Below are 21,531 nucleotides of genomic sequence, written 5' to 3'. Positions count from 1 at the left end.
TCAAAAAGATAAATTTTTTCGTGTCTTACCTGTACAAAGCACACGATTTACCGGCTTTTTCCGATATAACGATTATAAACAGCGGTTGTCACCACCAGCTGCATACCGGCCGTTCCGCCCAGCGGAACGGGACTGTCAGAGGAGGATTTCCCATGTTCGCCAAACTGCTTTACCCTTTCACTTTTGTTTTGTCCCGATTGAAATACGCCCAGAAATTCATTTTGATCAGCATTCTGTTCGCCGCTCCGCTCGCCATGCTGTTCGTGCTCTGATTTTCCGGCGTCCAGGAGAAGATCCATACGACCGCCTTGGAGAAAAAAGGGTTGGTGCAGGTCGAAGCCGTTCTTCCGTTCGTTTTATCGCTGCAGCAGCACCGCGGACAAGCCAATGCCCTGCTGAACGGAGGAGGCGCGGACAGCCAAAGCAAACTTGATGCCATCGCCGCCCAAGCGAATACGAATGCCGAGCAGATCGGACAGGCTGTCGCCAATTCCGGTTTGACCAAATCGGCAGCCGAATGGCAGATGATTGCCGCCGAATGGAAATCGCTGCAGGCGGAGACCGCTTCTCTCTCCGCGACGGACAGCTTCGCCCGTCAAAGTGAGCTGGTGACGCGCATGCTCGATTTCGTTGTCGAAAGCGCCGATGAATCCGGCCTGTCGCTCGATACGGAAATCGATTCCTTTTACCTGATGGATATGGTCGTCAAACGGCTGCCGAGCCTGATCGAGAATACGGCCCAAATCCGCGGCAACGGCAACGGGATGCTGACCAAACATCAGGCCCAGCCCGAAGCGCTGACCGGCGTCGCCGTGAAGAAAGCCCAGGCGGAAAGCGAACTGAAAGAACTCAACAAATCTCTCGGAACCTTTACCGAATTGAATCGGGAAGCCGGCGCACAGATCCAGGTACCGGGGCAAACGACTGCGGACTCGATCGAAAGCTTTCTTGCGCTGGTCGATCAGCAGCTGTTCGCCGACAAGACGCTGTCTTCGGAACCTGCCGCTTTCTTCTCGGCCGGCACTTCGACGATCGAAGAATCCTATGCGTTCTTCCAGCAGGCCGCCGAGACGCTGACTTCGCTGTTGGACCAACGTATCGAACGCCTTGAATCCGGACGAAACCTGGTTACGGCCCTTATGGCAGCGGCCCTTCTGCTTGTTCTGCTGTTCTATATGGCCTTCTACCGGAGCGTAAACAGTGCCGTTCGCCTGCTGAGCGAACGTTCATCGGATATGGCCAACGGCGATTTGTCGCAGACCATCGTGATCGAGAGCCGCGACGAACTCGGCCAGGTCGGCGACTCGTTCAACCGTATGATCGCAGCCTTGAACAAGACCCTGCGCGGAAGCCAGGAAGCGTCGCATCTGTCCGCAGCCTCTTCGCAGCAGCTCAGCGAAGTCTCGCGTGAATCTTCGCTGGCGATGCGTCAGGTAGCCTCGGCGGTACAATCCGTAGCCGAAGGTTCCGAGACGCAGCGCCGCATGACCGAAGATACGGCGCTGGCCATGAACGAAATGGCGATCGGCATTACGAAGATCGCCGAATCCTCGGCTTCCGTTGCCGAATCCGCCGCCGAGACGGCGCAGCGGGCCGAAGTGGGCGACCGTGAATTGTCCGTCGCTGTCGGACAGATGCGCAGCATCCGCGAATCGGTCAGCCAATCGGCGGACAGCGTCTCGCTGCTGAACGAGCATTCGCAGCAGATCGACGAGATCGTCTCTTCGATCAAAGCGATTGCCCGCCAGACGCAGCTGCTGTCGCTCAATGCCAATATCGAAGCGGCACGAGCCGGCGAACACGGCCGGGGCTTCGCGGTTGTCGCTTCCGAAGTCGGCAAACTCGCCGAACAGACGCAGTCTTCGGTCGAGACCATCTCGCTTCGGATCGGCGATATCCGCAGTCTGATCGGCCAGACGGTCGGATTGATGGAGCGCACCGATTCGGAAACCGCCCAAGGCATGGACTCGATCGACCGCGCCAGCAGCGCGATCGGGAAGATCGGTCATTCCGCCCGGATCGTCAACGATCAGATTCAGGAAATTTCCGCGGCTTCCCAGCAAATTTCCGCGGGCGTCGAAGAAGTGACGGCTTCGGTCTCCGAGGTGGCGCGCGTTGCGCTCCATTCTTCCGAGGAGTCCCAAACGATGGCTGCGGCTTCGCAGCAGCAGTTGGCCGCGCTGGAAGAGATCGGCAGCGCCGCCGGCAGTCTGAGCGATATGGCCGCCGGGCTGCAGCAGGATCTGGGATTCTTCAAGCTCTCGGACGCCCAATAAAATTATATTTCTGCTCAAAAAGGCTTCCGGTGCTTATCCCCGGAAGCCTTCTTTTGCCCGATTTGCACCTGTATGCTCCGCGAATCGGGTTCAATATTCGATGACACGGTTGCGGCCGCTTCGTTTGGCTGCGTAAAGCGCGTCATCGACGCGCTTGAAAATCTGGCGCATCTCTTCGCCTTGAACCGCCGAAGTCACACCGAAGCTTGCCGTCACGGTCCCGGCTTCGCCGAAATCGGCGGTTTCCAATTCCGAGCGCATCCGTTCCGACAGCTGCACAGCTTCTCCTTTTTTCGCATCTTTCAGTACGACGAGGAATTCTTCTCCTCCCCAGCGTCCGGCCGCGATCCGATTGCTTGTATAGCTTTTTAGAATCTGCGCGGTGCGGCGCAGTACGGCATCTCCGCACAGATGACCGTACGTATCGTTGATCGCTTTGAAGCGATCGATATCCAGCAGAATAATCGAAATCGACGCTCTGCCGCTTTCCATGCAGCGCATCGCACTGTTGAGCAGATCTTCCATTTTCCCGCGGTTGTGCAGACCCGTCAGTCGATCGGTCTGCATCAGCGCCTGCATCTCCCGGTTGGCCTGTTCCAGCTCTTCGACCACCACCCCGATAAACTTGGCGAGCCGGCTCGTAAGCTCCATTTGTTTGGTGCCCGGCGCTGCCGCGGGTTCTTCGCGGCGTGGAGCCGGCTGCTCCCGCGGCGGCTCGCCTTCCCACATCGCAACCGCGACCATGCTGGCATTATGCAGCTGGACATTGTCTCCCCGACCGTAAAATTCCCCGTAGGTGTACAGTCCGGCCGAAGGCGCAAACTGTTGGAAAGCCCCCGTCTCGAGATTAACGGCATCCTGCAGATAAATTTGGCGCGAATAGCAGGAAAAGAGCAGGATACCCTGCGGACGGAACTCGTCCAACTGCTGCCGAATATGGTCCGGCGTGATCACGATATGCTTGGGATTGCCGTAAGCCAGACGGACCTGCTCCCCTTCATGTACGTCCGCCGCCAAATGCAGGCTGCCTTCTTGGCCCCGGGCTACCGGAACCCTGGCCAGAATTTGGTCCGCCCGTTTAATCATCAGCGGAAACTCGAGCATATTTTTGAAAAAGTGTTCGTCGTTGCGAATACCCAAATATTTCTCGTACACTTCCGCGGCGGGAACGCCGTCCAGCGTCTTGATCCAGGTCGGTCCGCCTGTCTCGGTTACGGTCATATCCCGGCTCAGCGGTTCCCAGCCCAGATAATCGCGGGCCTGGATCTTCAGTTCTTTCCCGCGGAAGACAACAGCCGCCGCTCCGTCGCGGTACAGCTGTTCTCCGGCCAGGACCAGAGACGATTCCGTATCGTATTCGTACGAAGCGGCTCCCGCTCCGAAGACCGGTACGTCGGGCAGCAGCCCCCGCATCCCTCTGAGCAGTCCCGCTCCGTCCATGCGCTGAGTCGTCGCATACAGCAGAATTCCCTTAAGCTCCGACTCTCGCGCTTCTTCCTGCAGAAGAGCGGCCAATCTTCGGCCGCTCTCTTCTTCTTCTCCCCGAGAACAGCCCAAAGAAAACAGCTGCAGCTCCGAGGTATCGAAAAAAGAAAAGATGACGACGATCCGGCTGCGCAGAAATTCGCCTTTGGCGATTTCTCCCGCCGTGGTCACTCCCGTAACGACAGCTCCCGGAAATCGCTGCACAATAGGTGCATAGAGCGCCGCAGCGCTTCGCAGCATCCGGCTGGACGTCAAGAACTGGATCAAGACGGAACGGCTGGCCTGTGCACGGGCATGCAGTTCGGGATCTTGCAGGCAGACATCAAATTCTTCAATGCCGCCAAAATCAAACGAAATTTGAAACATGATGATTGAACTCCTCCCGGATCGGTCCGTTTCGCCAATATGACGGCCGTTCTGCTATAAGCCAATATCGGCATTTTCGGCAGCGTTTGTTATGCGCGGTACGCAAAGGCAGGGCAAGCGGACGCAAAAACCCGGCGCCCTTTGCGGAGCGTCGGGTTCTCGATTTATCCCGAAGTTTGTGTCGGCAGACCGAATTGCCGCTGTGCCGACGCCAAACTGCGCCTGCCGGATCACGATCCGGGATACTTCGGCGCTTCGCGATTCTCTTTTAATGGGGGGCACAGCCGTGATGTTGAAACAAGCCGCACATATATTCCAGCGCTTCCAATTCGTCTTGTCCGCGTGCGCTGATCCGTACCGTGCTGCCGCTGTGAATCGGAAGCAGCATCATACCGAGCAGACTTTTGACATCGACAATGCGCTGGTTGTTTTCGTCTCCGAAAGTAAGCTTGATATCCGAGGCGAACTGGGAAGCCTGCGAAGAAATCTGCAGCAGTTCGTCGCGATCGAAATCCGTTTTGATCATAAATTCATGCACTCTCATAGATGGGTCCCCTTTTTTCCGTGATAACCTGATAACGCTTCCAAATTTTAGGATAAAACAGTCCGATCCGCTCTGGAATCCGGCTGCTCCCGCTTCTTCTATATCGGTTTGTTGAAGCCGAAATTTAACGCAGGACCGTAAGACGGCGGGTGAAGTTCTGCCCAAGCGGTTTATTGAATGTTTATCCACTTTGTCCCCGCTTGAAACGACAGCAAAAAGACCGGGGAACAAGCCCCGATCCGAATCCGTTCAGCCGGGCGTATCCGCCGATTCCTCTTCGGCCGGCGCGGTTCCAAGCGTAATTCGCCCGGTCCAAATGCGGCTGCTTCCTTCCGCGTCTCGGAATTCAAGACTTGCCGATCCCGCCTGCCCCGCTTCGGCTTCGCCGTACCGGTAGCCGATTCGCTGACCGTCTTCGTCGATGAAAAACCCTTCCGTCTCGGCTTCGCCCGCGATCACCGCATCTTGGTAAGTCGCCGTTATGCGCTTCGTTTCGACTGCGGATTCGGCTGCTGGTGGGTCGGCCGGCACTTCTGGCGCAGACGTTCCCGACGGAAGTATCTCTTGCGCAGCGGCATCGGGTTCCCAGGTCAGACCGGCAAGCGAATAACCGGACGGCAGACGCTGCAGATCGAACCGGACGGTACGTTCGGTATCGTCGCGCGTCACTTCGATTTCGATCCGGTCCGCCGCCGGTTCGTCGTCCGCCGCATCCGAAGCAGACTCTGCCTGCTTCGAATCGGTCGATTCATCGTTCTCTTCCTCTGCCGTTTCGTCAGAAGGCGAAGCGGCGGATGGATCTTCCGTCTGCGTATCCGAGGCTTCGCCGGAAGGCGAAGCCTCGGGCTGCCCGGCGGAAGAAGTTTGCTGCTTGCTCTGCTCCGTATCCCCGGCAGAGGTATCGGCCATTTCGTCCGCCTGCGGACCGAACCGAATACAGCCTCCAAGCAGCAGGATGCAGCCCAGCATCACCACGGCTGCGCCCCACTTGAGCAGCCGCGATTCGCCGGCCCGCGGACGCGAATCTTTGTGCTTCATATAAGAGAGAGCCGGCTTTCCTGCCGGATTCTCCGCTTGCCGTCGATTCCGTTTATTCATGCGTAGTTCCTTCCTTTCCCGGCAGCGGCTTGGCCGCCGCAGCTGCCATGTGCTCTTGTACGACAATCCCGATCGCCCTAAGCCCTTCCTCGATCCGGTCTTCCGGCACACGGGAGAAGCCGATTCGCAGCGTATTCCGGCCTTGGCCATCTGTAAAAAAGATATCCCCGGGCGTAAATACGACTCCGCGCAGCCGGCAGTCCTCAAGCACCGCCCGGGCATCCAAGCGATCGTCCAATTCGACGAAGACATGCAGACCACCTTCTCCGCTCATCCGTTTCATCGGAATGTAGTCCCGGCAGCCGCGAACCGCAAGTTCATACTTGCGCTTGTATTCGGTTCGCGCCCGTTTGAGATAACGTTCGAAGTTCCCGTTATGCAGATATTGAAACAAAACGGCCTGATCGATCGTGGACGTATGGATGGTTCTGGCTCGTTTCAGACTTTCGAGATAGCCGATCAATCCGCGATCCGCCATGATCCAGCCGACCCGGAGCCCGGGGAACAGAATTTTCGAGAAACTGCCGATATAAGCGACCGAGTTCCCGGTTCCGGCGCAGGCGATCAGGGGCGCGGCATGGGCACCGGAATAGCGCAGCTCTTCGTTGAAGCCGTCTTCCACGACCGGCACTTCGTGCTCGCCGAGCAGACGCAGCAGCTCCATCCGTTTCTCGGGCGAAGTGACGATTCCCGTCGGATTGTGATAGGAGGGCGTCAGATAAGCCAGATCGAACCCTCCTTCGTCAAGTGTCCGACGCAGTTCGTCCATATTCAGGCCGTCCTGCTCCAGCGTAACGCCAACCGGTTCGAAACCGTGCAGTTTCATCATCTTGATCGCCGTTTGATGGGTCGGATTCTCGCACAGAATACGTCCGCTGCGCCGCCGGATCGCCGTCAGCATCAGATCGAACCCTTCCGTAAACCCGTTCGTAATCAGAATGTCTTTGTCTGCCGCCTCGACGCCTTTGCTGCGCATATAGTTCGTCAGATACTGGATCAGCGGCCGGTATCCCTGGGCGTAGCCGTAATTCAGCAGCACGTCACCTTCAAGCGAGATCCGGTCGAGAAAAGCGCGTTTGAACCCGGTCACGTCGAACAGCTTCTCGTCCGGGGCAATACTGGTGAAGGCGATCATGCCTTTTTCCCATTTGATTCCGTGCTTCATCAGGTCGAGTTCTTCCGACAAAAAAGCCTGCGGACTAAGCCGGCTGTTCCAGTCGATCCTGCCCGGCGGTTCTTCCGAATGCAGCACGGCCCGGGAAACGAAATTGCCGCGCCCTTTGACCGCCTCGATCCAGCCGGTTCGCTCCAACGCTTCGTACGCGCTGATGACCGTCGTGCGGCTGACTCCCAGCAGTCCGGCCAATTCCCTCGTCGAAGGCAGCTTGTGGCGCAGCGGCATCAGCCCCTGCTCGATCAACGTCTCGATATAGCCTTTCAACTGCATATAAGCGGGACTCTCGCTATCCGCTCTGAAATCGTTAAACATACGCTCAGCTCCTTGCCTCCTATCATTCCACAGATGGCGCCCAAAGAAAAGAACCGCAAAACCCGGGGTTTGCGGCAGGGGTGGACGTTTACCTTTTTAGATCACGATACAAGTTCAATGGGCGGATCCCGGCAACGTCAGACTTGTACGTCTTCGCCTGATCCCAACCTTTTTTCCATAATCATGACATCGATCTCCCGGCCGTCCTGCACGCCCTGTTTCTCAAACGTGCCGACGATCCGGTAGCCCGATTTGCGGTAGAGACGCTGTCCCGCTTCATTAAAAGGAAACGTAAACAAGACGATCTTGCGAAAATCCTGACGTCGTGCCTGTTCTTCAAGAGCCGACAGCAGCGGTGTACCGACGCCGGTGCCGCGATGTTCACGCCTTACATAGATCGACAGATCCGCCACACCGTCGTATGCGCAGCGCTGCGAATACGGATTGAGCGCCGCCCAGCCGACAATCTCCCCGTGCCGCTCGGCAGCGAGCGCCGCGTAACGTCCCTGATGGCTGTTGAACCAGTCCTCGATATAGGAAAAGGGTTTGGCTTCCGTCTCCAGCGTCGCGATCCGATCTGCGATGCCCTGATTGTAGATGTGCAGTACCGCCTCCAGATCTTTTGCCTGAACGAAGCGAATACATAACGAAGCTTCCGAATGTATTTTCTGCATCCTTCTCTTCCTCCTTATCACTTTATGGCTTTATGGCTTGAATAACAGCAGAAACGATATAATCGTCGATCCGCTCGCCCGGGATCCAGTCCCGGATAAAGCTTTTGGATTCTTCTTTGGGCTGAATCGAGATCTCGGAAAATCCGCTGCGCTCCAACATATGACTCAGCTCCTTTATAAACGAAGCCCCCGAAATACACCCGCTGTACAGATCCTGCATATCGCTTTTGATCTCGGGCGGAAGCTCTGCCGTGGTCACGATATCCGAGATCGCCAACCGTCCCCCGCTTCGGAGCACCCGATAAGCTTCGTCGAATACCTGCTGCTTGTCCGGAGACAAGTTGATGACGCAGTTCGAGATAATGACGTCTACCGTATCGTTGGCCACCGGCAGATGCTCGATTTCGCCCAATCGAAAATCAACGATCGAGTTCTGTGCTTTTTCCGCGTTATGACGGGCTTTGGAGATCATATCCGGTGTCATATCCACTCCGATGACGCGACCTGTATGGCCTACCTGTCTGGCTGCCAGGAAGCAGTCGAATCCGCCGCCGCTGCCCAGATCGAGTACCGTCTCACCCGGCTTCAACTCCGCAATAGCCTGCGGATTGCCGCATCCCAAACCGAGATTGGCCCCGATCGGAGCCGATTGCAACTCCTCGGCCGAGTATCCCATTTGCGCAGACACTTGATCAACGTCTTGAACCGGATCATAATCCGGATCGACCCCGCAGCAAGACTCCGGCTGAACCGTCCGAAGCGCGATCTGCTGGTAACGACCCCGTACATTTTGACGAATGGTATCTTTATGGACTTCTGTCATGATTGAACACTCCTTTAAGAGGATTGATGATTCGACAAAGTTGCATTAATCAAGTTTAGACTTAGGCTCCACAACGGGATGACAACAGCGATCGGACTTGGCCATGGCTTCGTTGAACAGATGGATCGAGGACATAACGGTCTCTTGCTCGAATGGAGTCAGATACGACAATACTTCATCCAGATAGCTGTTCATTTGCTCGTCGATCGTACGGGCAACCTGTTGGCCTTCATCGGTCAACGACAGCACAGATACCCGCCGATCGCGGGTATCCGGTGACTTTTCGATTAGCCCCATTTTGATCAGCGCCTGAATCTGCCTGCTAAACGTCGTAATGTCTGTACCGAGAGTATCCGCGACTTGCTGCATCGACGGAGAGTTATGGCAGTCTATTTCATATAAAATATGACTTTGCGCTGCCGATAGATCATGACCGCCCACGCTGCAGCATACCTTGTTCAACAACCCGAAGCGCCGCGTCATAATCTGGAACGGTTCTCTTTTGTTACCCATGCGTCTCACCTCTATTTCAGTATAGCTTTTTATTTGCATATTGCAAGTTATTTTTAGAGAAGAATTTGTGTCGATTCAAAAAAATAGATAACCGCTCTTCATCAAAAAGAGTGGTTATCTATAAAGTGTGCTTGAACGATCGGATACATACTGCTGTAGCCCCGAATCAGGCGTTCGGGAAAATGCGCTGAAGCGCTTCGCGCTGCGTGTCTTTGATCGAGATGACCGGACGAATATCTTTGGCCATCTGCTCGGCTTCGGCCAGCGTATTCGCTTTGCCCAGAGCAAGCAGCGTGCCGATCGCAACAGCGCCTGTACGGCCTTTGCCGCCGCCGCAGTGGAATCCGACCTTTTTGCCCTGCTCGCTGCTGGCTACAACCTGATCGATCGCTTGCTTGAATACGTCTTCCTGCGTGGTACGTGCATGATCATCGAGCGCAATCTGAATCCATTCCACTTGACGATCGGGACTCTGATACGCAATCTCTGTCGCTTCTTCGCGTAGATCAACGATGACCTCGCAATGCTCCTCGGTAATCATCTGCTCGACATCGGCTGCGCCGCCCAGATAAATATAAGGTTCCACTAATTGCTGATATGTTTTCGTCATTTTGAATACCACCTATTCTTCGAAAATTTGATTTCAGCAGCCGCTTGCGCCTTTGAATACCAAGCCTGCACCCTGCTCGTCTTGAATCAGATCCAGCGTTATCGCAGTCACTTGATCCGCCACTTCAGGTTCGTACGCGACTTGAAGATCATTGATCTGCTCAATCCGGTCTCCGGCTTCCGGCTCGCCCAGCGCCAATTGGTAACTGGGACCACAGCAGCCTGCTCCTCCGGAAAATACCCGCAGCGTGGATACGCCGTTTTGGTTCATGGCTTCTTGAATATAAGTCTTGGCCAGATCGGTAATCATCATAATGGCTCATCCTTCCACTTGGAATTTAGATATGGTGAATCAATTGCCGCAGTTTGCGGGCTCCGCTGAGTTCGGCCGAGGTCCAGGGAATCAGCGCACAACTTCTGCCCGATGCGGCTTCGATCTTGCGCGTCCACTGGGCTTCGGCTGCCGAACGTCCGCCAAGCACCGGATCTTGGGTCCCGGTAGCGGCTAGACTCTGATTGATAACCCATCCTTTGACCGGAATATGGGCCCGCTGAAGGTCTTCTTGCAGACGGATCGCTTCATAGTAAGGAGTTGCTTCCGCCAAAGTGATGATCAGTACACTCGTTTCTTGCGGATTACGTAGACGCGGCAGCAGCTGACGAACCGAATCCGGCATCACCAGCGTAGAGCGTTCAATCTCTTTGTGATATTCATTGGATGCATCGAGCAGCAGGAGTGTATGACCCGTCGGTGCGGTATCGATCACGACGATCTCATCTTGGCTCCGTTGAACCAATTCAGCAAACGCGCGGAAAATCGCGATCTCTTCGGTACAAGGCGACTTGAGATCTTCTTCGAGATAAGCCAGACTTTCTTCATCCAGATGGTTCTGCTGCGACATCATCTCTTGCTGATAGTTCTCGATTTCGACTTTGGGATCGATCCGACTCAAGGTCAATCGCGGAATGTCCTGCTCGATCCATTCATTTAGATGCGCAGCCGGATCGGTCGTGCTCAGATGCACCTTATGCCCGCGTTCCGCCAATTCCAGTGCAACGCTAGCCGCCACCGTCGTTTTGCCAACCCCGCCTTTGCCCATCGTAAAAATGATCCGGCTACCGGTCTGCTCCAGATGATCGACCATCCCTTTGAGATCCAGAAGTGCGTCGTTCTCATTCGTATCCCCGACAGGATCGATAATCTGCCGACTTCCGGTTGTTAACAGTTCTCTCAACCGGTCCAGACCGGTAACGTTAAAAGGAGACAGCGGAATCTCGAAATGGGGCAGCGTCTTGAGCGATTCCGGCTGATCGTCCAGCGCTTTGCGTTGACGGGCCGCGTAAGCCAAAGCGACCGCATCACCGGGGAGCGGATCGGTCAATCTGCCGTTTACGATCAGGTATTGATGGTTCATGCCGATTTCTCTCAACTCATGCGACGTTCGGGCCGCTTCCCGAATCGGAGAACGATCGGGGCGCGTCACGAGCAGCAGCGTCGTCAATGAAGCATCGGCCAATGTCCGAACCGCTTCTTTGTACAGCGACTTTTTGCCGTCCAATCCAGCCAGTGGACCGAGACAAGCCGCGCCGTGCGTACTTTCGTCCAGAAAACCACTCCAGGCCATAGGCAGTTGAAGCAGCCTGAGCGTATGCCCGGTCGGCGCAGTGTCGAATACGATATGGTCATATTTATGCTGAATCGCCGGATCGGTCAACAGCGTCGAAAATTCGTTAAAAGCCGCAATCTCGACCGTACATGCCCCCGACATCTGTTCTTCCATCGTGGCGAGTACCGCATCCGGCAGCTTGCCCCGATACGGTTCGATCGTGCTGCGTTTGTACGCTTGAGCCGCCGCTTCCGGGTCGAGATTGGCCACATCCAGATTCGGTACGCCGTGAACGGGCAGCGGCTGATTGCCAAGCTCCATATCGAATACATCCTGTAAATTGGAAGCGGGATCGGTACTGACAAGCAGCACTTTTTTGCCCAGATCTGCCAGAACGACGGCCGTAGCTGAAGCGGTAGACGTTTTCCCTACGCCACCTTTACCGGTAAAAAACAAGTACGGCGTCCATTCCATAGCTTGCGGTTGAAAAAGGGTGCTCATCTTGTATGCCTCCTTATTTCGCTTTTACATTTAACTCCAGACGCATCCGGGGCTTGGAGATCAATTCCTGTTCGGACATTCCGGTCCAAGCGCTTAACTCTTCGTTCGTCGGATACTGTTGCCGATGCACGACTTCGCCATCAACCAGCACGATTGGCAGAACGTCCGGCCCTTCTTCGTTCAGCAGCTTGCCTACAACTGCATTATTGATAAAAGCTTCCGTTTCACTGGACAAGTTATAACGAACGACCGTATAGCCTTTTTGCTTGAGATTATGGACAACAGACGAAATGCGAATCAGCTCCGGATCGACCGCAGGTCCGCATACACCGGAAGAACAGCACATTGCCGGATCGAAAAATTCGATCTTTTTCATGAAAATCGCCTCCTTTTATAAAATTCAACCGTTTTAAAAGAAAAAGGACCGCGAATCGTAACCCACGGTCCCTTTGCTGCTGTTAGTTTCCGGTTTCCGCGAAAGTCCGAATCCGCTCGCCAATCTGATCGCGCACGCTTTGGAAAACGGCCCATTTTTCTTCGTCGGTACCCTGCGCTTTGGCCGGATCGTCGAATCCCCAATGCTCACGGCGAATATGCGGCGGCGTAATCGGGCATTTGTCCGCGGCATCTCCGCACAGCGTGACGATGAAGTCGGCGCTTTGCATAATCTTCGGATCGATGATGTCGGATGTCTGATTGGAAATATCAAGACCCACTTCGCTCATCGCTTTGACCGCATTCGGGTTCAGGCCGTGGGCTTCGATACCCGCGCTGAGTACGTTCCATTCTTCGCCCAGGTATTTTTTGCCCCAAGCTTCTGCCATCTGACTTCTGCAAGAATTGCCGGTACAGAGAAAATAAAGTGTTTTTTGAGTCATGAGTAAGTCTCTCCTTTGTCCGGTCCATGCCGGATCTGATTGTTAGAATGCCATACCGATTAGCTAATTGCGATTACACGACCAACAGCCACAGATACAGACCGACCAACGTAATAAACAGCGTCGGCACTGTAAGGATGATACCGGTCTTAAAGTACACACCCCACGGAATCTTGATCCCTTTGGTACTCAGCACATGCAGCCACAGCAGGGTGGCCAGCGATCCGATCGGCGTAATCTTCGGCCCCAGATCAGAACCGATCACATTGGCGTAGATTAGCGCTTCTCTGACGCTCTCCGATGTCGTCGTAGCGTCGATCGCCAGCGCGTCGATCAGCACAGTCGGCATGTTGTTCATGATCGAAGACAATACGGCAGCCAGGAAGCCCATTCCGATCGTCGCGATAAACATTCCTTGATCGGCCATATACTGAATCGCGACAGCCAGGGTATCCGTCAAGCCTGCGTTACGCAGTCCGTAGACGACCACATACATGCCGATCGAGAAGAAGACAATCGACCACGGCGCGCCTTTGACCACCTGCGGAATCGGAACGACCGGACTTTTGGCAGCCAGCAGCAGGAAGAAGATCGCGATCACCCCGGCTACAACAGAGACCGGAATTTCGAAAAATTCGCATACGAAGTAGCCGATCAGCAGCAGCGCGAGTACCAGCCAAGACCACTTGAACATCCGGGGATCCCGAATCGCTTCACTTGGAGCTTTGAGCTGTGACGCTTCGAACGTTTGGGGAATACTTTTACGGAAAAACAGATACAAGACGAGAATACTGGCCGTCAGGGCGAACAAGTTCGGCACGATCATATGCTTGGCATACTCCATGAACGTGATGCCGAAGTAGTCGGCCGATACGATATTGACCAGGTTGCTGACGACGAGCGGAAGCGAGGTCGTATCGGCGATAAATCCGCTGGCGATAATGAACGGGAAGATCTTCTTCTCGTCCAGATTCAGCGCCCGCACCATCGCCAGCACGATCGGAGTCAGGATCAGGGCCGCACCGTCGTTCGCGAAGAATGCGGCGACGAGCGCCCCCAGAACGCTGATATACACGAACATGCGGACCCCGCTGCCGCCTGCGGCACGCGCCATATGCAGCGCCGCCCACTCGAAGAATCCGATGCGATCCAGGATCAGCGAGATCAGAATGATCGCTACGAAGGCAAGCGTCGCATTCCAGACGATCTGGGTGACATCCCACACATCCTGGACATCAACGACGCCCAGCAGCAGTGCTGCAAGCGCTCCGCCGCAGGCCGGCCAACCGATCGACAGCCCTTTTGGCTGCCAGATGACCAGAATCAAAGTAACCAAAAAAATCAAAATGGCCGCGATGGTCAAAAACAAATGGTTCCCCCTCCATTATCCACAAGAAATTCGTAATCCTTTTTTCTCTAATTCTTCGATCCGATATAACTGGGAAGGAAGCCGCGCAATCAGACTCTGAAGCAGTTCGTACTGATTGTTTTCACGGTTGACGGAGTAAAAGATCCATTGTCCCCTGCGCTTCTCCTGCAGAAATCCGGCATCTTTCAGCTTTCTCAAATGCTGGCTGACAGCCGGTTGACTGGTGTTAAAGATGGCGACCAACTCGCATACGCAGCATTCCTGTTCGTCGAGCAGCTTCATGATCGTCAGACGGGTCTTGTCTCCGAGCAGCTTCAGCGTCTGCGAGACCGTATCCAAACTTTCTTCGTTATTCACCGTGTGGGCCATGCTCTCGCTCCTTCCGATCTTGAATTTGATTTTATTATATAAGCATATAATTATATGCGCAAGTACAAATAAACTAACGCCCCGCTGGCCGATGTCATTGACAGTCTCTTGTGCCCGCCTTAAAATAACAAAGACCAAAACGGGCGATGGAGTTCGCCGTAACCGCCGAAAGGCTGATGACTCCTACCAGCGGGTATTTCCTTTTTCCCTGGTAGGAGTCTATTTATTTTCGGCCATATCCGATAACAGGAAGGACAGAATAAGCATGAATCGCTTCAACAAATTTCCGGGAATTCCCGCTCTGGGCCGATCCGGTTTCGCTTCGAGCCTGGGGGGACTATTGAAATGGATCGTTCTGGGCGGAGCCGTCGGGATCCTGGCAGGCAGCGCTTCGGCTCTGTTCCTGAACAGTCTGGCTTATGTCACCGGTCTGCGTCTCGATCATCCTTGGCTGCTGTTTCTGCTGCCCCTGGGCGGTGCCCTGATCAGCTGGCTGTACCTGAAATACGGAAAAACGAGCGGCCGGGGCAACAACCTAATTCTGGAGCAGATTCATGGGACCGACCCCGCTCCTATTCCGCTGCGCATGGCTCCGCTTGTCTTATTCGGGACCCTGACTTCCCATCTGCTTGGAGCGTCTGTCGGCCGGGAAGGAACAGCGGTGCAGATGGGCGGAAGTCTGGCGGATGCTTTCGGCAGACTGATCCGGATCGCTCCGGCCGACCGCCAAATCCTGCTGATCTGCGGGATCAGCGGCGGATTCGGCTCGATCTTCGGTACCCCGCTGGCCGGGACGCTTTTTGGACTGGAAGTGCTGGCTATCGGTCTTGTGCGTTATGAAGCGCTTATTCCCGCCTTCGTCGCAAGTTTTGCCGGGAACCTGGTGACTTCTTCTTTCTGGGGAGTTACGCACGCGCATTATGCGATCGACAGTGTTCCCGCTTTGTCGGCAGCCATTGTATGGAAAGTCGTATTGGCCTCGATTCTGTTCGGACTGATGGGTATGGCATTCAGCGAAACGACCCATGCGTTCAAGAGACTCTATGCCCGGCTGTTCAAAAACCCCGTCTTCCGAAGCGCGGTAGGCGGGGTTGTCGTGATCGCGCTCGTCTATCTGCTTGGAACAAGAGAGTATCTGGGGTTGGGATTGCCCCTGATCGAAGCTTCCCTTACTGGCGATGTGTCGCCGTTTGCTTTTGTCGGCAAATTCCTGTTCACCACCTTGAGCCTGGGAGCCGGATTCCAGGGCGGCGAAGTGACTCCCTTGTTCGCGATCGGAGCGACACTGGGCCATTCGCTGGCGGCCGTGCTTCAGGTTCACGCACCGTTTCTTGCCGCTCTGGGCTTTATCGCCGTATTCTGCGGAGCCACCCACACGCCGATCGCCTGCTTCCTGATGGGCATCGAACTGTTTGGTGCGGACGCGGCCGTGTATCTGTTCATCGCCTGCCTGATCAGCTACGGTTTCTCCGGGCACAGCGGCATTTATCCTTCGCAGCGGATCGGCGTATCCAAGTATCGGGGGCGGGTCTTCCCGGAGGGCACCACATTGGAATCCGCAAAAACGATACGACAAAAAGACCGCCGGGAGGCGGCCGTGCCACTCGATCTTCCGACGAAATCGGACGACGATTGAGTTGTTTGTGGACCTCTGCTTATATACAGCCTGCGCAGTTGGATCCGCTGTGTCTATACGTATTCGCTTTGTGAAGCAGCCGGGATTTCAACAGCTCATAAATTCCAGAGGCATCGAGCGGTTTCAGCAGATAGTCTTTTGCGCCCAAGCGGATCGCTTTTTGGATATCGTAGAAGTTCTTGAATTCGGAAATGACGACCCAGCAGGCCGCCGAAGGGAATTTCCCTTGCGCCTCGATAAAAGACAAGCCGTTCATTTCGCGCATCTCGATTTCCGAAAATACGATCGACATGGAGACCGTACTCATTATGTTCACGGCCTCACGCGGCGAAGATACTGCAAAAACCGCACAGCCCGGATCATATTGGCGGACCGCTTTTTCGATCGCCGTGTTCACGACAGCATCGTCGGCAATAATCAGCACGTTCATCGGCGTCACTCTCCTGTGTGCTGGAAGCAAAATTGGGTTTATCAAAATTGTATATCAAAATCGACCTTTCCGCTCTAAAAATCGGGTATGATAGTATCAATATCGTATACATTTTGGAGTGGATAGCGATGTACAGACAGCTTGAAGTTTTTTCGGATCTGTCCGAAAGACTGCATTACAACAGACCCGGTTTTCCGTTATGCGTATACAAAGGCTCGCTGAGTCTTTTTGAGACCAACGCTTTTGCTTATCATTGGCATGCGGATCTGGAATTCGTTCTGGTGCTTGAAGGAGCGATGAATTATTTCGTCAACGGCCGGGAAATCCGCTTGGAGAGCGGCAGCGGCATCTTCGTCAACAGCAAACGCCTGCATCACGGATCTTCGGGTCTCGGCGAGAGCTGTACCTATATCGTGGTCACTATTCACCCGTCGCTGCTTGGCGAACATACGCTGGCGGGCAAAGCCTACCTCGACCAGAAATTCGGACTGAACGCGGAAGACTTTCTGCGGCTGTCCTCCGAGATTCCCTGGCAGGAGGAAGTCCTGCAGCTGCTGGTCGGGATGTACGAGCATATGCGGACAAATCCGCTGCAGCTGCTGGCCCGGGCCGCCTATCTGTCCGCCTGCGTCGCCGATCATATTCGGGAGAATTCCGTGGAATCCGCGGATGCCAACCAATTGGCCGCGATTCACGGCATGACCGATTATATCCATCGGCATTACGAAGCCAAGATTACGATCGACGAGATTGCCGCGGCCGGTTCCGTCTGCCGGAGCCGATGCTGCGAACTGTTCAAGAGACATGTCCATCTGACGCCCAACAATTATTTGATTCAGTACCGGATCCAGAAAAGCTGCGAGATGCTCAAAGAAACAAACCGGCCGGTCTCCGAAATTTCGTTGGCCTGCGGTTTCCAGACGGCCAGCTACTTCTCCCACGTTTTTCACAAACAGACCGGCCGTACTCCGCAGGATTTCCGCAAGCATGCCGCGGCCGAAGTCTCTGCTGAAGTTTCCCAATCGCAAAAGGACGAAGCCGGCTGATCTGCCGGTCTCGTCCTTTTTTTTGGATTCAGCCGCGAGTTATCGATGTCTTCCTATCCGCCAAACTACAGCCGTTTATCGTCCACGCCGTCCAGCCATTCTTCGATCGTACCGATCACGGACGAGACGCATCCGTCTTCGAACGGGGAGATCAGGCCGGCTTCGCGCACCAAATTCGTGAACGAGAGGCTGCCCCCGAGTCCGCACAGATGCACGTAATCTTTCCATGCGGCGTCGAAATCTTCTCTGGAGCGTTTCCAGAACTGGAAAGCGCAGATCTGTGCCAGCGTGTAATCGATATAATAGAAAGGCGCGGTAAAAATATGGCTCTGTTTATGCCAGAAGCCGCCGCGTTCCAGATAATCGCTGCCTTCGTAGTCCAGATGCGGCAGATATTTCTTCTCCAGCGATCTCCATGCCGCTTTGCGTTCTTCGGGCGTCGCCTCGGGGTTGGCATACACGAAATGCTGAAATTCGTCGACCACCACGCCGTAAGGAATAAACTGCAGAGCGCTCTCCAGGTGTTTGAACAGATACTTGTCCGTGTCTTTTCCGAAAAAGCGTTCCATCCACGGCCAGGCGAAAAATTCCATGCTCATCGAATGGATCTCGGCGGATTCCAGCGTCGGCATACAATAAGCCAAGTTTTCATAGTTCCGGCTGCGGTAGTCTTGGAAAGCATGGCCCGCTTCGTGCGTCAGCACATCGATATCCGCAGATGTCCCGTTGAAATTAGAGAAAATGAACGGCGCTTTATAATCGAACAAAACCGTGCAGTAGCCTCCGCCCGCTTTGCCTTTTTTGCTGACCAGATCCATTAATTCGTTCTCCCGCATAAATCGGAAAAACGCGTCCGTCTCCGGCGACATCTCCGCGTACATCTCTTCGCCGCGCTGCACAATCCAGTCCGCATCTCCTTGAGGCACCGCATTACCGGTAGCGAAGCCGAAGTCCAAATCGTAATAACGCAGCTTGTCCACTTCGATCCGCTCTTCCTGACGTTTGCGCAGACGCGCTGCCGCAGGCACGATCTCCTCCTGCACCTGCTTGCGGAAATTGGCGACCATCCGTGCATCGAAATCGGTCCGCTTCATCCGGTCATACCCCATCTCGACGAAACTCGGATACCCGAGTTTATGCGCCATACGCGTCCGCACCTTGACCAGCTCGTCGTAGATCCGGTCGAAGTCCGCTTCGTGCTCCGCCATGTAGCCGTACCGAGCCTCCGACGCCCGGCGGCGCATGTTCCGGTCGGTCGACAGTTCGAACGGCATCAACTGCATCAGCGTGCGCTCTTCTCCTTCGAACGGGATTTTGGCCGCGGCGATCCGCATCTGGTACTCGGTAGACAGTTTGTTCTCGAGCTGCAGCTCTTCGATGATCTCGGGAGCAAACGCCCGGCTCGACGCGTCGGCCAGCCGAAACAGCTGAGTCCCCCACAGCTTCTCCAATTCGGGTCGGAACTTCGAAGCGATCAGCACTCGATGATACGCCGCCTCCATTTTCTGGATCAACGGTATATTTTCGTCCATGAACGCTTTTTCGGTTTGGTAAAATTCGTCATTCGTATCGATCGAATGCCGGATATTGACCAGTACTACCTGTGTGGCAAAAGCGCCGTACAGCCTATTGTATTCACGGTTGGCTTCCACCTGTTCGTCCAGGCTCTGCGCCGCTTGGAAGCGGGCGATCACTGCTTCGAACTCGCGGCTGAACGTTTCGGTATCGGGCCGGGTATACGGATAGTCGTTGAACGTCAAGGTCATGGACATTCCCTCCTTAAACTTTCTTATGTAAAAAAACGCCGCCCGCATTGAAGCGGACGGCGGATTCGCCAAGATTCGGACAGCGGCCTTACAGCGCTTTGTCGTCCACGCCGTTCAGCCAGTCTTCGATCGTGCCGATCACGGACGACACGCATCCGTCTTCGAACGGGGAGATCAGGCCGGCTTCGCGCACCAGACCGGTGAAGGATTGCGTGCCGCCGAGGCCGCACAGATGGATGTAGTCTTTCCACGCGGCTGCGAAATCTTCTCTCGAACGTTTCCAGAATTGGAATGCGCAGATCTGCGCCAGCGTGTAATCGATATAGTAGAACGGAGCGCCGAAAATATGGCCCTGTTTCTGCCAGAAGCCGCCGCGTTCCAGATAATCGTTGCCTTCGTAATTCAGGTGTGGCAGATATTTCTTCTCGATCTCTCTCCAGGCGCTTTTGCGCTCATCCGGCGTCGCGTCCGGGTTGGCATAGACAAAATGCTGGAATTCGTCGACCGACACGCCGTAAGGGATAAACAGCAGGCCGGAAGCCAGGTGATCGAAGCGGTATTTTTCCGTATCGCCTTCGAAGAATTTCTCCATCCACGGCCAGGTGAAGAACTCCATGCTCATGGAATGGATCTCGGCGGATTCGTACGTCGGCCAGAGGTATTCCGGCACTTCGTGCCCGCGGCTCGCATACACCTGGAACGCGTGACCGGCTTCGTGCGTCAGAACGTCGATATCGCCGGACGTTCCGTTGAAGTTCGAGAAGATGAACGGCGCTTTGTAGTCCGGCAGATACGTGCAGTAACCGCCGCCCGCTTTGCCTTTTTTGCTGACCAGATCCATCAATTCGTTCTGCTGCATGAACTGGAAGAACTCGTCCGTTTCCGGCGCCAGTTCTTTGTACATTTCTTCGCCGTTCTTGACGATCCATTCCGGATCGCCTTTGGGCGTCGGGTTGCCGCTCTTGAAGCTGAATCCGTTATCGTAGTAGCGCAGCGTATCGACATCGATCCGCGCTTCCTGGCGTTTGCGCAGACGCGTGGCCGCCGGCACGATCTCTTCCAGAACCTGCTTGCGGAAGTTCGCGACCATCTCGGCATTGTAGTCGGTGCGCATCATGCGGTCGTAACCCATCTCGACAAAGCTCGGATAGCCGAGTTTGTGCGCCATTTTGGTACGCACTTTAACCAGCTCGTCGTACAGACGGTCCAGTTCCGGTTCTTGTTCGTTCAGGAATCCGAATCTCGCTTCCGACGCTTTCTTGCGCATATCGCGGTCGGTGGACAGTTCGAACGGCAGCAGCTGAGGCAGCGTACGCTCTTCGCCTTCGAACGGGATTTTCGCGGACGCGATCAGCTGATCGTATTCCGTGGACAGCTTGTTCTCCAACTGCAGATCTTCGATGATCTCCGGGCTGAAAGTGCGAATCGCGCTTTCGGCCAGAGCGAACAGCTGCTTGCCCCATTTGCTCTCGAGTTCGCCGCGGAATTTCGAAGTGGTCAGCGCGCGGTAGTAGTCGGATATGTACTCCTGCACGACCGGACCGACTTCGTCCATGAATTCCTGCTCGGCTTTGTAGAACTCGTCGGTCGTATCGATCGAATGGCGGATACTGACGAGCTGGTGCTGCGTATCGAAGCTGTTGCGCAGCGCATTGATCTCGTGCATGACAGACTCCTGCTCCGCAATACTGCCGGCGGCTTCGAATCGGGTCATACATTCCTTGAAATTAATCTTCAACTGGTCAATATCGGGTCGTACGTATTCGAACTGCTGAAAAGTCGTCAATGCTTTTCCTCCTCTGATGTGGCAGACTCTTTCCACAGTATACGGAATTCGACGCTCAATCGCCAGATTAAACGTAAAATATTCCGCTTTTTGCGGCAGGTTAGTTGACATAATGGGGTTTTTTATTGTTTGCGGAAAATGCAGATCATGGAATAGCTATCCGGCGATAGCGGCGATCATTCCCAACTACCCTGACAGCCGGAAACGGGAAAGCCCCGCGCCTGGAAGCACGCGGGACTTTCGGCCGATCCCTTTTTTTTGCAAGG

Annotated in this window: 20 protein-coding genes and 1 riboswitch; of the genes, 3 read left to right on the top strand and 17 right to left on the bottom strand. The window is 54.9% G+C overall.

All coding sequences use genetic code 11. The annotated features are described in order from the left end of the window. The first annotated feature begins 326 nt into the window (after positions 1-326). The gene (locus HRQ60_RS16535; RefSeq protein ID WP_343044721.1) at positions 327-2,276 is read left to right on the top strand and encodes a methyl-accepting chemotaxis protein; all 1,950 of its coding nucleotides are present in this window, start codon (positions 327-329) and stop codon (positions 2,274-2,276) included. Between the two features lie 90 nt (positions 2,277-2,366). On the opposite strand, the gene HRQ60_RS16530 is transcribed toward HRQ60_RS16535, so the two are convergent. From HRQ60_RS16530 to HRQ60_RS16465, 14 genes are all read right to left on the bottom strand, one after another. Then, positions 2,367-4,127, bottom strand: a complete 1,761-nt coding sequence (locus tag HRQ60_RS16530; protein ID WP_172197516.1) for a sensor domain-containing diguanylate cyclase — start codon at positions 4,125-4,127, stop codon at positions 2,367-2,369. Positions 4,128-4,395: 268 nt separating this feature from the next. After that, the gene (locus HRQ60_RS16525; RefSeq protein ID WP_172197513.1) at positions 4,396-4,671 is read right to left on the bottom strand and encodes an HPr family phosphocarrier protein; all 276 of its coding nucleotides are present in this window, start codon (positions 4,669-4,671) and stop codon (positions 4,396-4,398) included. 249 nt (positions 4,672-4,920) lie between these two features. Next, positions 4,921-5,769 carry a hypothetical protein gene (locus tag HRQ60_RS16520; protein WP_172197510.1) on the bottom strand — a complete coding sequence of 283 codons (849 nt, stop codon included), beginning with the start codon at positions 5,767-5,769 and terminating at the stop codon, positions 4,921-4,923. Beyond that, positions 5,762-7,258, bottom strand: a complete 1,497-nt coding sequence (locus HRQ60_RS16515) for an aminotransferase-like domain-containing protein (RefSeq protein WP_172197508.1) — start codon at positions 7,256-7,258, stop codon at positions 5,762-5,764. The genes HRQ60_RS16520 and HRQ60_RS16515 overlap by 8 nt, the downstream gene beginning before the upstream one ends. A gap of 137 nt (positions 7,259-7,395) precedes the next feature. Then, positions 7,396-7,932 carry an arsinothricin resistance N-acetyltransferase ArsN1 family A gene (locus tag HRQ60_RS16510; RefSeq protein WP_172197505.1) on the bottom strand — a complete coding sequence of 179 codons (537 nt, stop codon included), beginning with the start codon at positions 7,930-7,932 and terminating at the stop codon, positions 7,396-7,398. 22 nt (positions 7,933-7,954) lie between these two features. Next, positions 7,955-8,755 (bottom strand): arsenite methyltransferase, encoded by an 801-nt coding sequence (locus HRQ60_RS16505; protein WP_172197502.1) that lies wholly within the window; start codon positions 8,753-8,755, stop codon positions 7,955-7,957. Positions 8,756-8,800: 45 nt separating this feature from the next. Then, positions 8,801-9,268 carry a MarR family winged helix-turn-helix transcriptional regulator gene (locus tag HRQ60_RS16500; RefSeq protein ID WP_172197499.1) on the bottom strand — a complete coding sequence of 156 codons (468 nt, stop codon included), beginning with the start codon at positions 9,266-9,268 and terminating at the stop codon, positions 8,801-8,803. Between the two features lie 166 nt (positions 9,269-9,434). Next, positions 9,435-9,878 (bottom strand): protein-tyrosine phosphatase family protein, encoded by a 444-nt coding sequence (locus HRQ60_RS16495; protein ID WP_172197496.1) that lies wholly within the window; start codon positions 9,876-9,878, stop codon positions 9,435-9,437. Positions 9,879-9,911: 33 nt separating this feature from the next. Continuing rightward, positions 9,912-10,190 (bottom strand): iron-sulfur cluster assembly accessory protein, encoded by a 279-nt coding sequence (locus tag HRQ60_RS16490; protein ID WP_172197493.1) that lies wholly within the window; start codon positions 10,188-10,190, stop codon positions 9,912-9,914. A 25-nt stretch (positions 10,191-10,215) separates the two neighbouring features. Continuing rightward, positions 10,216-11,985: an arsenical pump-driving ATPase gene (gene arsA / locus HRQ60_RS16485; protein WP_172197490.1), complete on the bottom strand. Its 1,770-nt coding sequence runs from the start codon at positions 11,983-11,985 to the stop codon at positions 10,216-10,218. 13 nt (positions 11,986-11,998) lie between these two features. Continuing rightward, on the bottom strand, positions 11,999-12,361 hold the full coding sequence (gene arsD, locus HRQ60_RS16480) for an arsenite efflux transporter metallochaperone ArsD (protein ID WP_172197487.1): 363 nt from the start codon (positions 12,359-12,361) through the stop codon (positions 11,999-12,001). Positions 12,362-12,443: 82 nt separating this feature from the next. Further along, complete coding sequence (gene arsC, locus HRQ60_RS16475) at positions 12,444-12,863, bottom strand: arsenate reductase (thioredoxin) (protein ID WP_172197484.1); 420 nt, start codon at positions 12,861-12,863, stop codon at positions 12,444-12,446. A gap of 73 nt (positions 12,864-12,936) precedes the next feature. Beyond that, complete coding sequence (locus HRQ60_RS16470; RefSeq protein WP_425501698.1) at positions 12,937-14,232, bottom strand: arsenic transporter; 1,296 nt, start codon at positions 14,230-14,232, stop codon at positions 12,937-12,939. Positions 14,233-14,247: 15 nt separating this feature from the next. Then, the gene (locus tag HRQ60_RS16465) at positions 14,248-14,601 is read right to left on the bottom strand and encodes an ArsR/SmtB family transcription factor (RefSeq protein WP_172197481.1); all 354 of its coding nucleotides are present in this window, start codon (positions 14,599-14,601) and stop codon (positions 14,248-14,250) included. Positions 14,602-14,734: 133 nt separating this feature from the next. Next, positions 14,735-14,794: riboswitch (Fluoride riboswitch) on the top strand. Between the two features lie 72 nt (positions 14,795-14,866). Here HRQ60_RS16465 and HRQ60_RS16460 point away from each other — a divergent pair. After that, the gene (locus HRQ60_RS16460; RefSeq protein ID WP_172197478.1) at positions 14,867-16,237 is read left to right on the top strand and encodes a voltage-gated chloride channel family protein; all 1,371 of its coding nucleotides are present in this window, start codon (positions 14,867-14,869) and stop codon (positions 16,235-16,237) included. A gap of 19 nt (positions 16,238-16,256) precedes the next feature. Here HRQ60_RS16460 and HRQ60_RS16455 read toward each other — a convergent pair whose 3' ends face one another. Next, positions 16,257-16,667, bottom strand: a complete 411-nt coding sequence (locus tag HRQ60_RS16455; protein ID WP_172197475.1) for a response regulator transcription factor — start codon at positions 16,665-16,667, stop codon at positions 16,257-16,259. Between the two features lie 128 nt (positions 16,668-16,795). On the opposite strand from HRQ60_RS16455, the gene HRQ60_RS16450 reads away from it, so the two are divergent. Then, positions 16,796-17,713, top strand: coding sequence for an AraC family transcriptional regulator (locus HRQ60_RS16450; protein ID WP_172197472.1), 918 nt, complete (start codon positions 16,796-16,798; stop codon positions 17,711-17,713). A 65-nt stretch (positions 17,714-17,778) separates the two neighbouring features. Here HRQ60_RS16450 and HRQ60_RS16445 read toward each other — a convergent pair whose 3' ends face one another. Both HRQ60_RS16445 and HRQ60_RS16440 read right to left on the bottom strand, forming a co-directional pair. Further along, positions 17,779-19,473: a M3 family oligoendopeptidase gene (locus HRQ60_RS16445; RefSeq protein WP_172197600.1), complete on the bottom strand. Its 1,695-nt coding sequence runs from the start codon at positions 19,471-19,473 to the stop codon at positions 17,779-17,781. 94 nt (positions 19,474-19,567) lie between these two features. Beyond that, on the bottom strand, positions 19,568-21,265 hold the full coding sequence (locus tag HRQ60_RS16440) for a M3 family oligoendopeptidase (protein WP_172197469.1): 1,698 nt from the start codon (positions 21,263-21,265) through the stop codon (positions 19,568-19,570). Positions 21,266-21,531 lie beyond the last annotated feature (266 nt).

This window comes from Saccharibacillus qingshengii (assembly GCF_013185195.1).
GTDB classification, from domain to species: Bacteria; Bacillota; Bacilli; order Paenibacillales; family Paenibacillaceae; genus Saccharibacillus; species Saccharibacillus qingshengii.
The sequence above is the reverse complement of the archived record's forward strand: the minus strand, read 5'-3'. Positions and strand labels throughout refer to the sequence as shown.

What these genes read in the sequence shown, in the direction of transcription:
- HRQ60_RS16530 (WP_172197516.1), bottom strand. Translation starts at nt 4,127, where the DNA reads ATGTTTCAAATTTCGTTTGATTTTGGCGGCATTGAAGAATTTGATGTC.
- HRQ60_RS16525 (WP_172197513.1), bottom strand. Translation starts at nt 4,671, where the DNA reads ATGAGAGTGCATGAATTTATGATCAAAACGGATTTCGATCGCGACGAA.
- HRQ60_RS16520 (WP_172197510.1), bottom strand. Translation starts at nt 5,769, where the DNA reads ATGAATAAACGGAATCGACGGCAAGCGGAGAATCCGGCAGGAAAGCCG.
- HRQ60_RS16515 (WP_172197508.1), bottom strand. Translation starts at nt 7,258, where the DNA reads ATGTTTAACGATTTCAGAGCGGATAGCGAGAGTCCCGCTTATATGCAG.
- HRQ60_RS16510 (WP_172197505.1), bottom strand. Translation starts at nt 7,932, where the DNA reads ATGCAGAAAATACATTCGGAAGCTTCGTTATGTATTCGCTTCGTTCAG.
- HRQ60_RS16505 (WP_172197502.1), bottom strand. Translation starts at nt 8,755, where the DNA reads ATGACAGAAGTCCATAAAGATACCATTCGTCAAAATGTACGGGGTCGT.
- HRQ60_RS16500 (WP_172197499.1), bottom strand. Translation starts at nt 9,268, where the DNA reads ATGGGTAACAAAAGAGAACCGTTCCAGATTATGACGCGGCGCTTCGGG.
- HRQ60_RS16495 (WP_172197496.1), bottom strand. Translation starts at nt 9,878, where the DNA reads ATGACGAAAACATATCAGCAATTAGTGGAACCTTATATTTATCTGGGC.
- HRQ60_RS16490 (WP_172197493.1), bottom strand. Translation starts at nt 10,190, where the DNA reads ATGATGATTACCGATCTGGCCAAGACTTATATTCAAGAAGCCATGAAC.
- arsA (WP_172197490.1), bottom strand. Translation starts at nt 11,985, where the DNA reads ATGAGCACCCTTTTTCAACCGCAAGCTATGGAATGGACGCCGTACTTG.
- arsD (WP_172197487.1), bottom strand. Translation starts at nt 12,361, where the DNA reads ATGAAAAAGATCGAATTTTTCGATCCGGCAATGTGCTGTTCTTCCGGT.
- arsC (WP_172197484.1), bottom strand. Translation starts at nt 12,863, where the DNA reads ATGACTCAAAAAACACTTTATTTTCTCTGTACCGGCAATTCTTGCAGA.
- HRQ60_RS16465 (WP_172197481.1), bottom strand. Translation starts at nt 14,601, where the DNA reads ATGGCCCACACGGTGAATAACGAAGAAAGTTTGGATACGGTCTCGCAG.
- HRQ60_RS16460 (WP_172197478.1), top strand. Translation starts at nt 14,867, where the DNA reads ATGAATCGCTTCAACAAATTTCCGGGAATTCCCGCTCTGGGCCGATCC.
- HRQ60_RS16455 (WP_172197475.1), bottom strand. Translation starts at nt 16,667, where the DNA reads ATGAACGTGCTGATTATTGCCGACGATGCTGTCGTGAACACGGCGATC.
- HRQ60_RS16450 (WP_172197472.1), top strand. Translation starts at nt 16,796, where the DNA reads ATGTACAGACAGCTTGAAGTTTTTTCGGATCTGTCCGAAAGACTGCAT.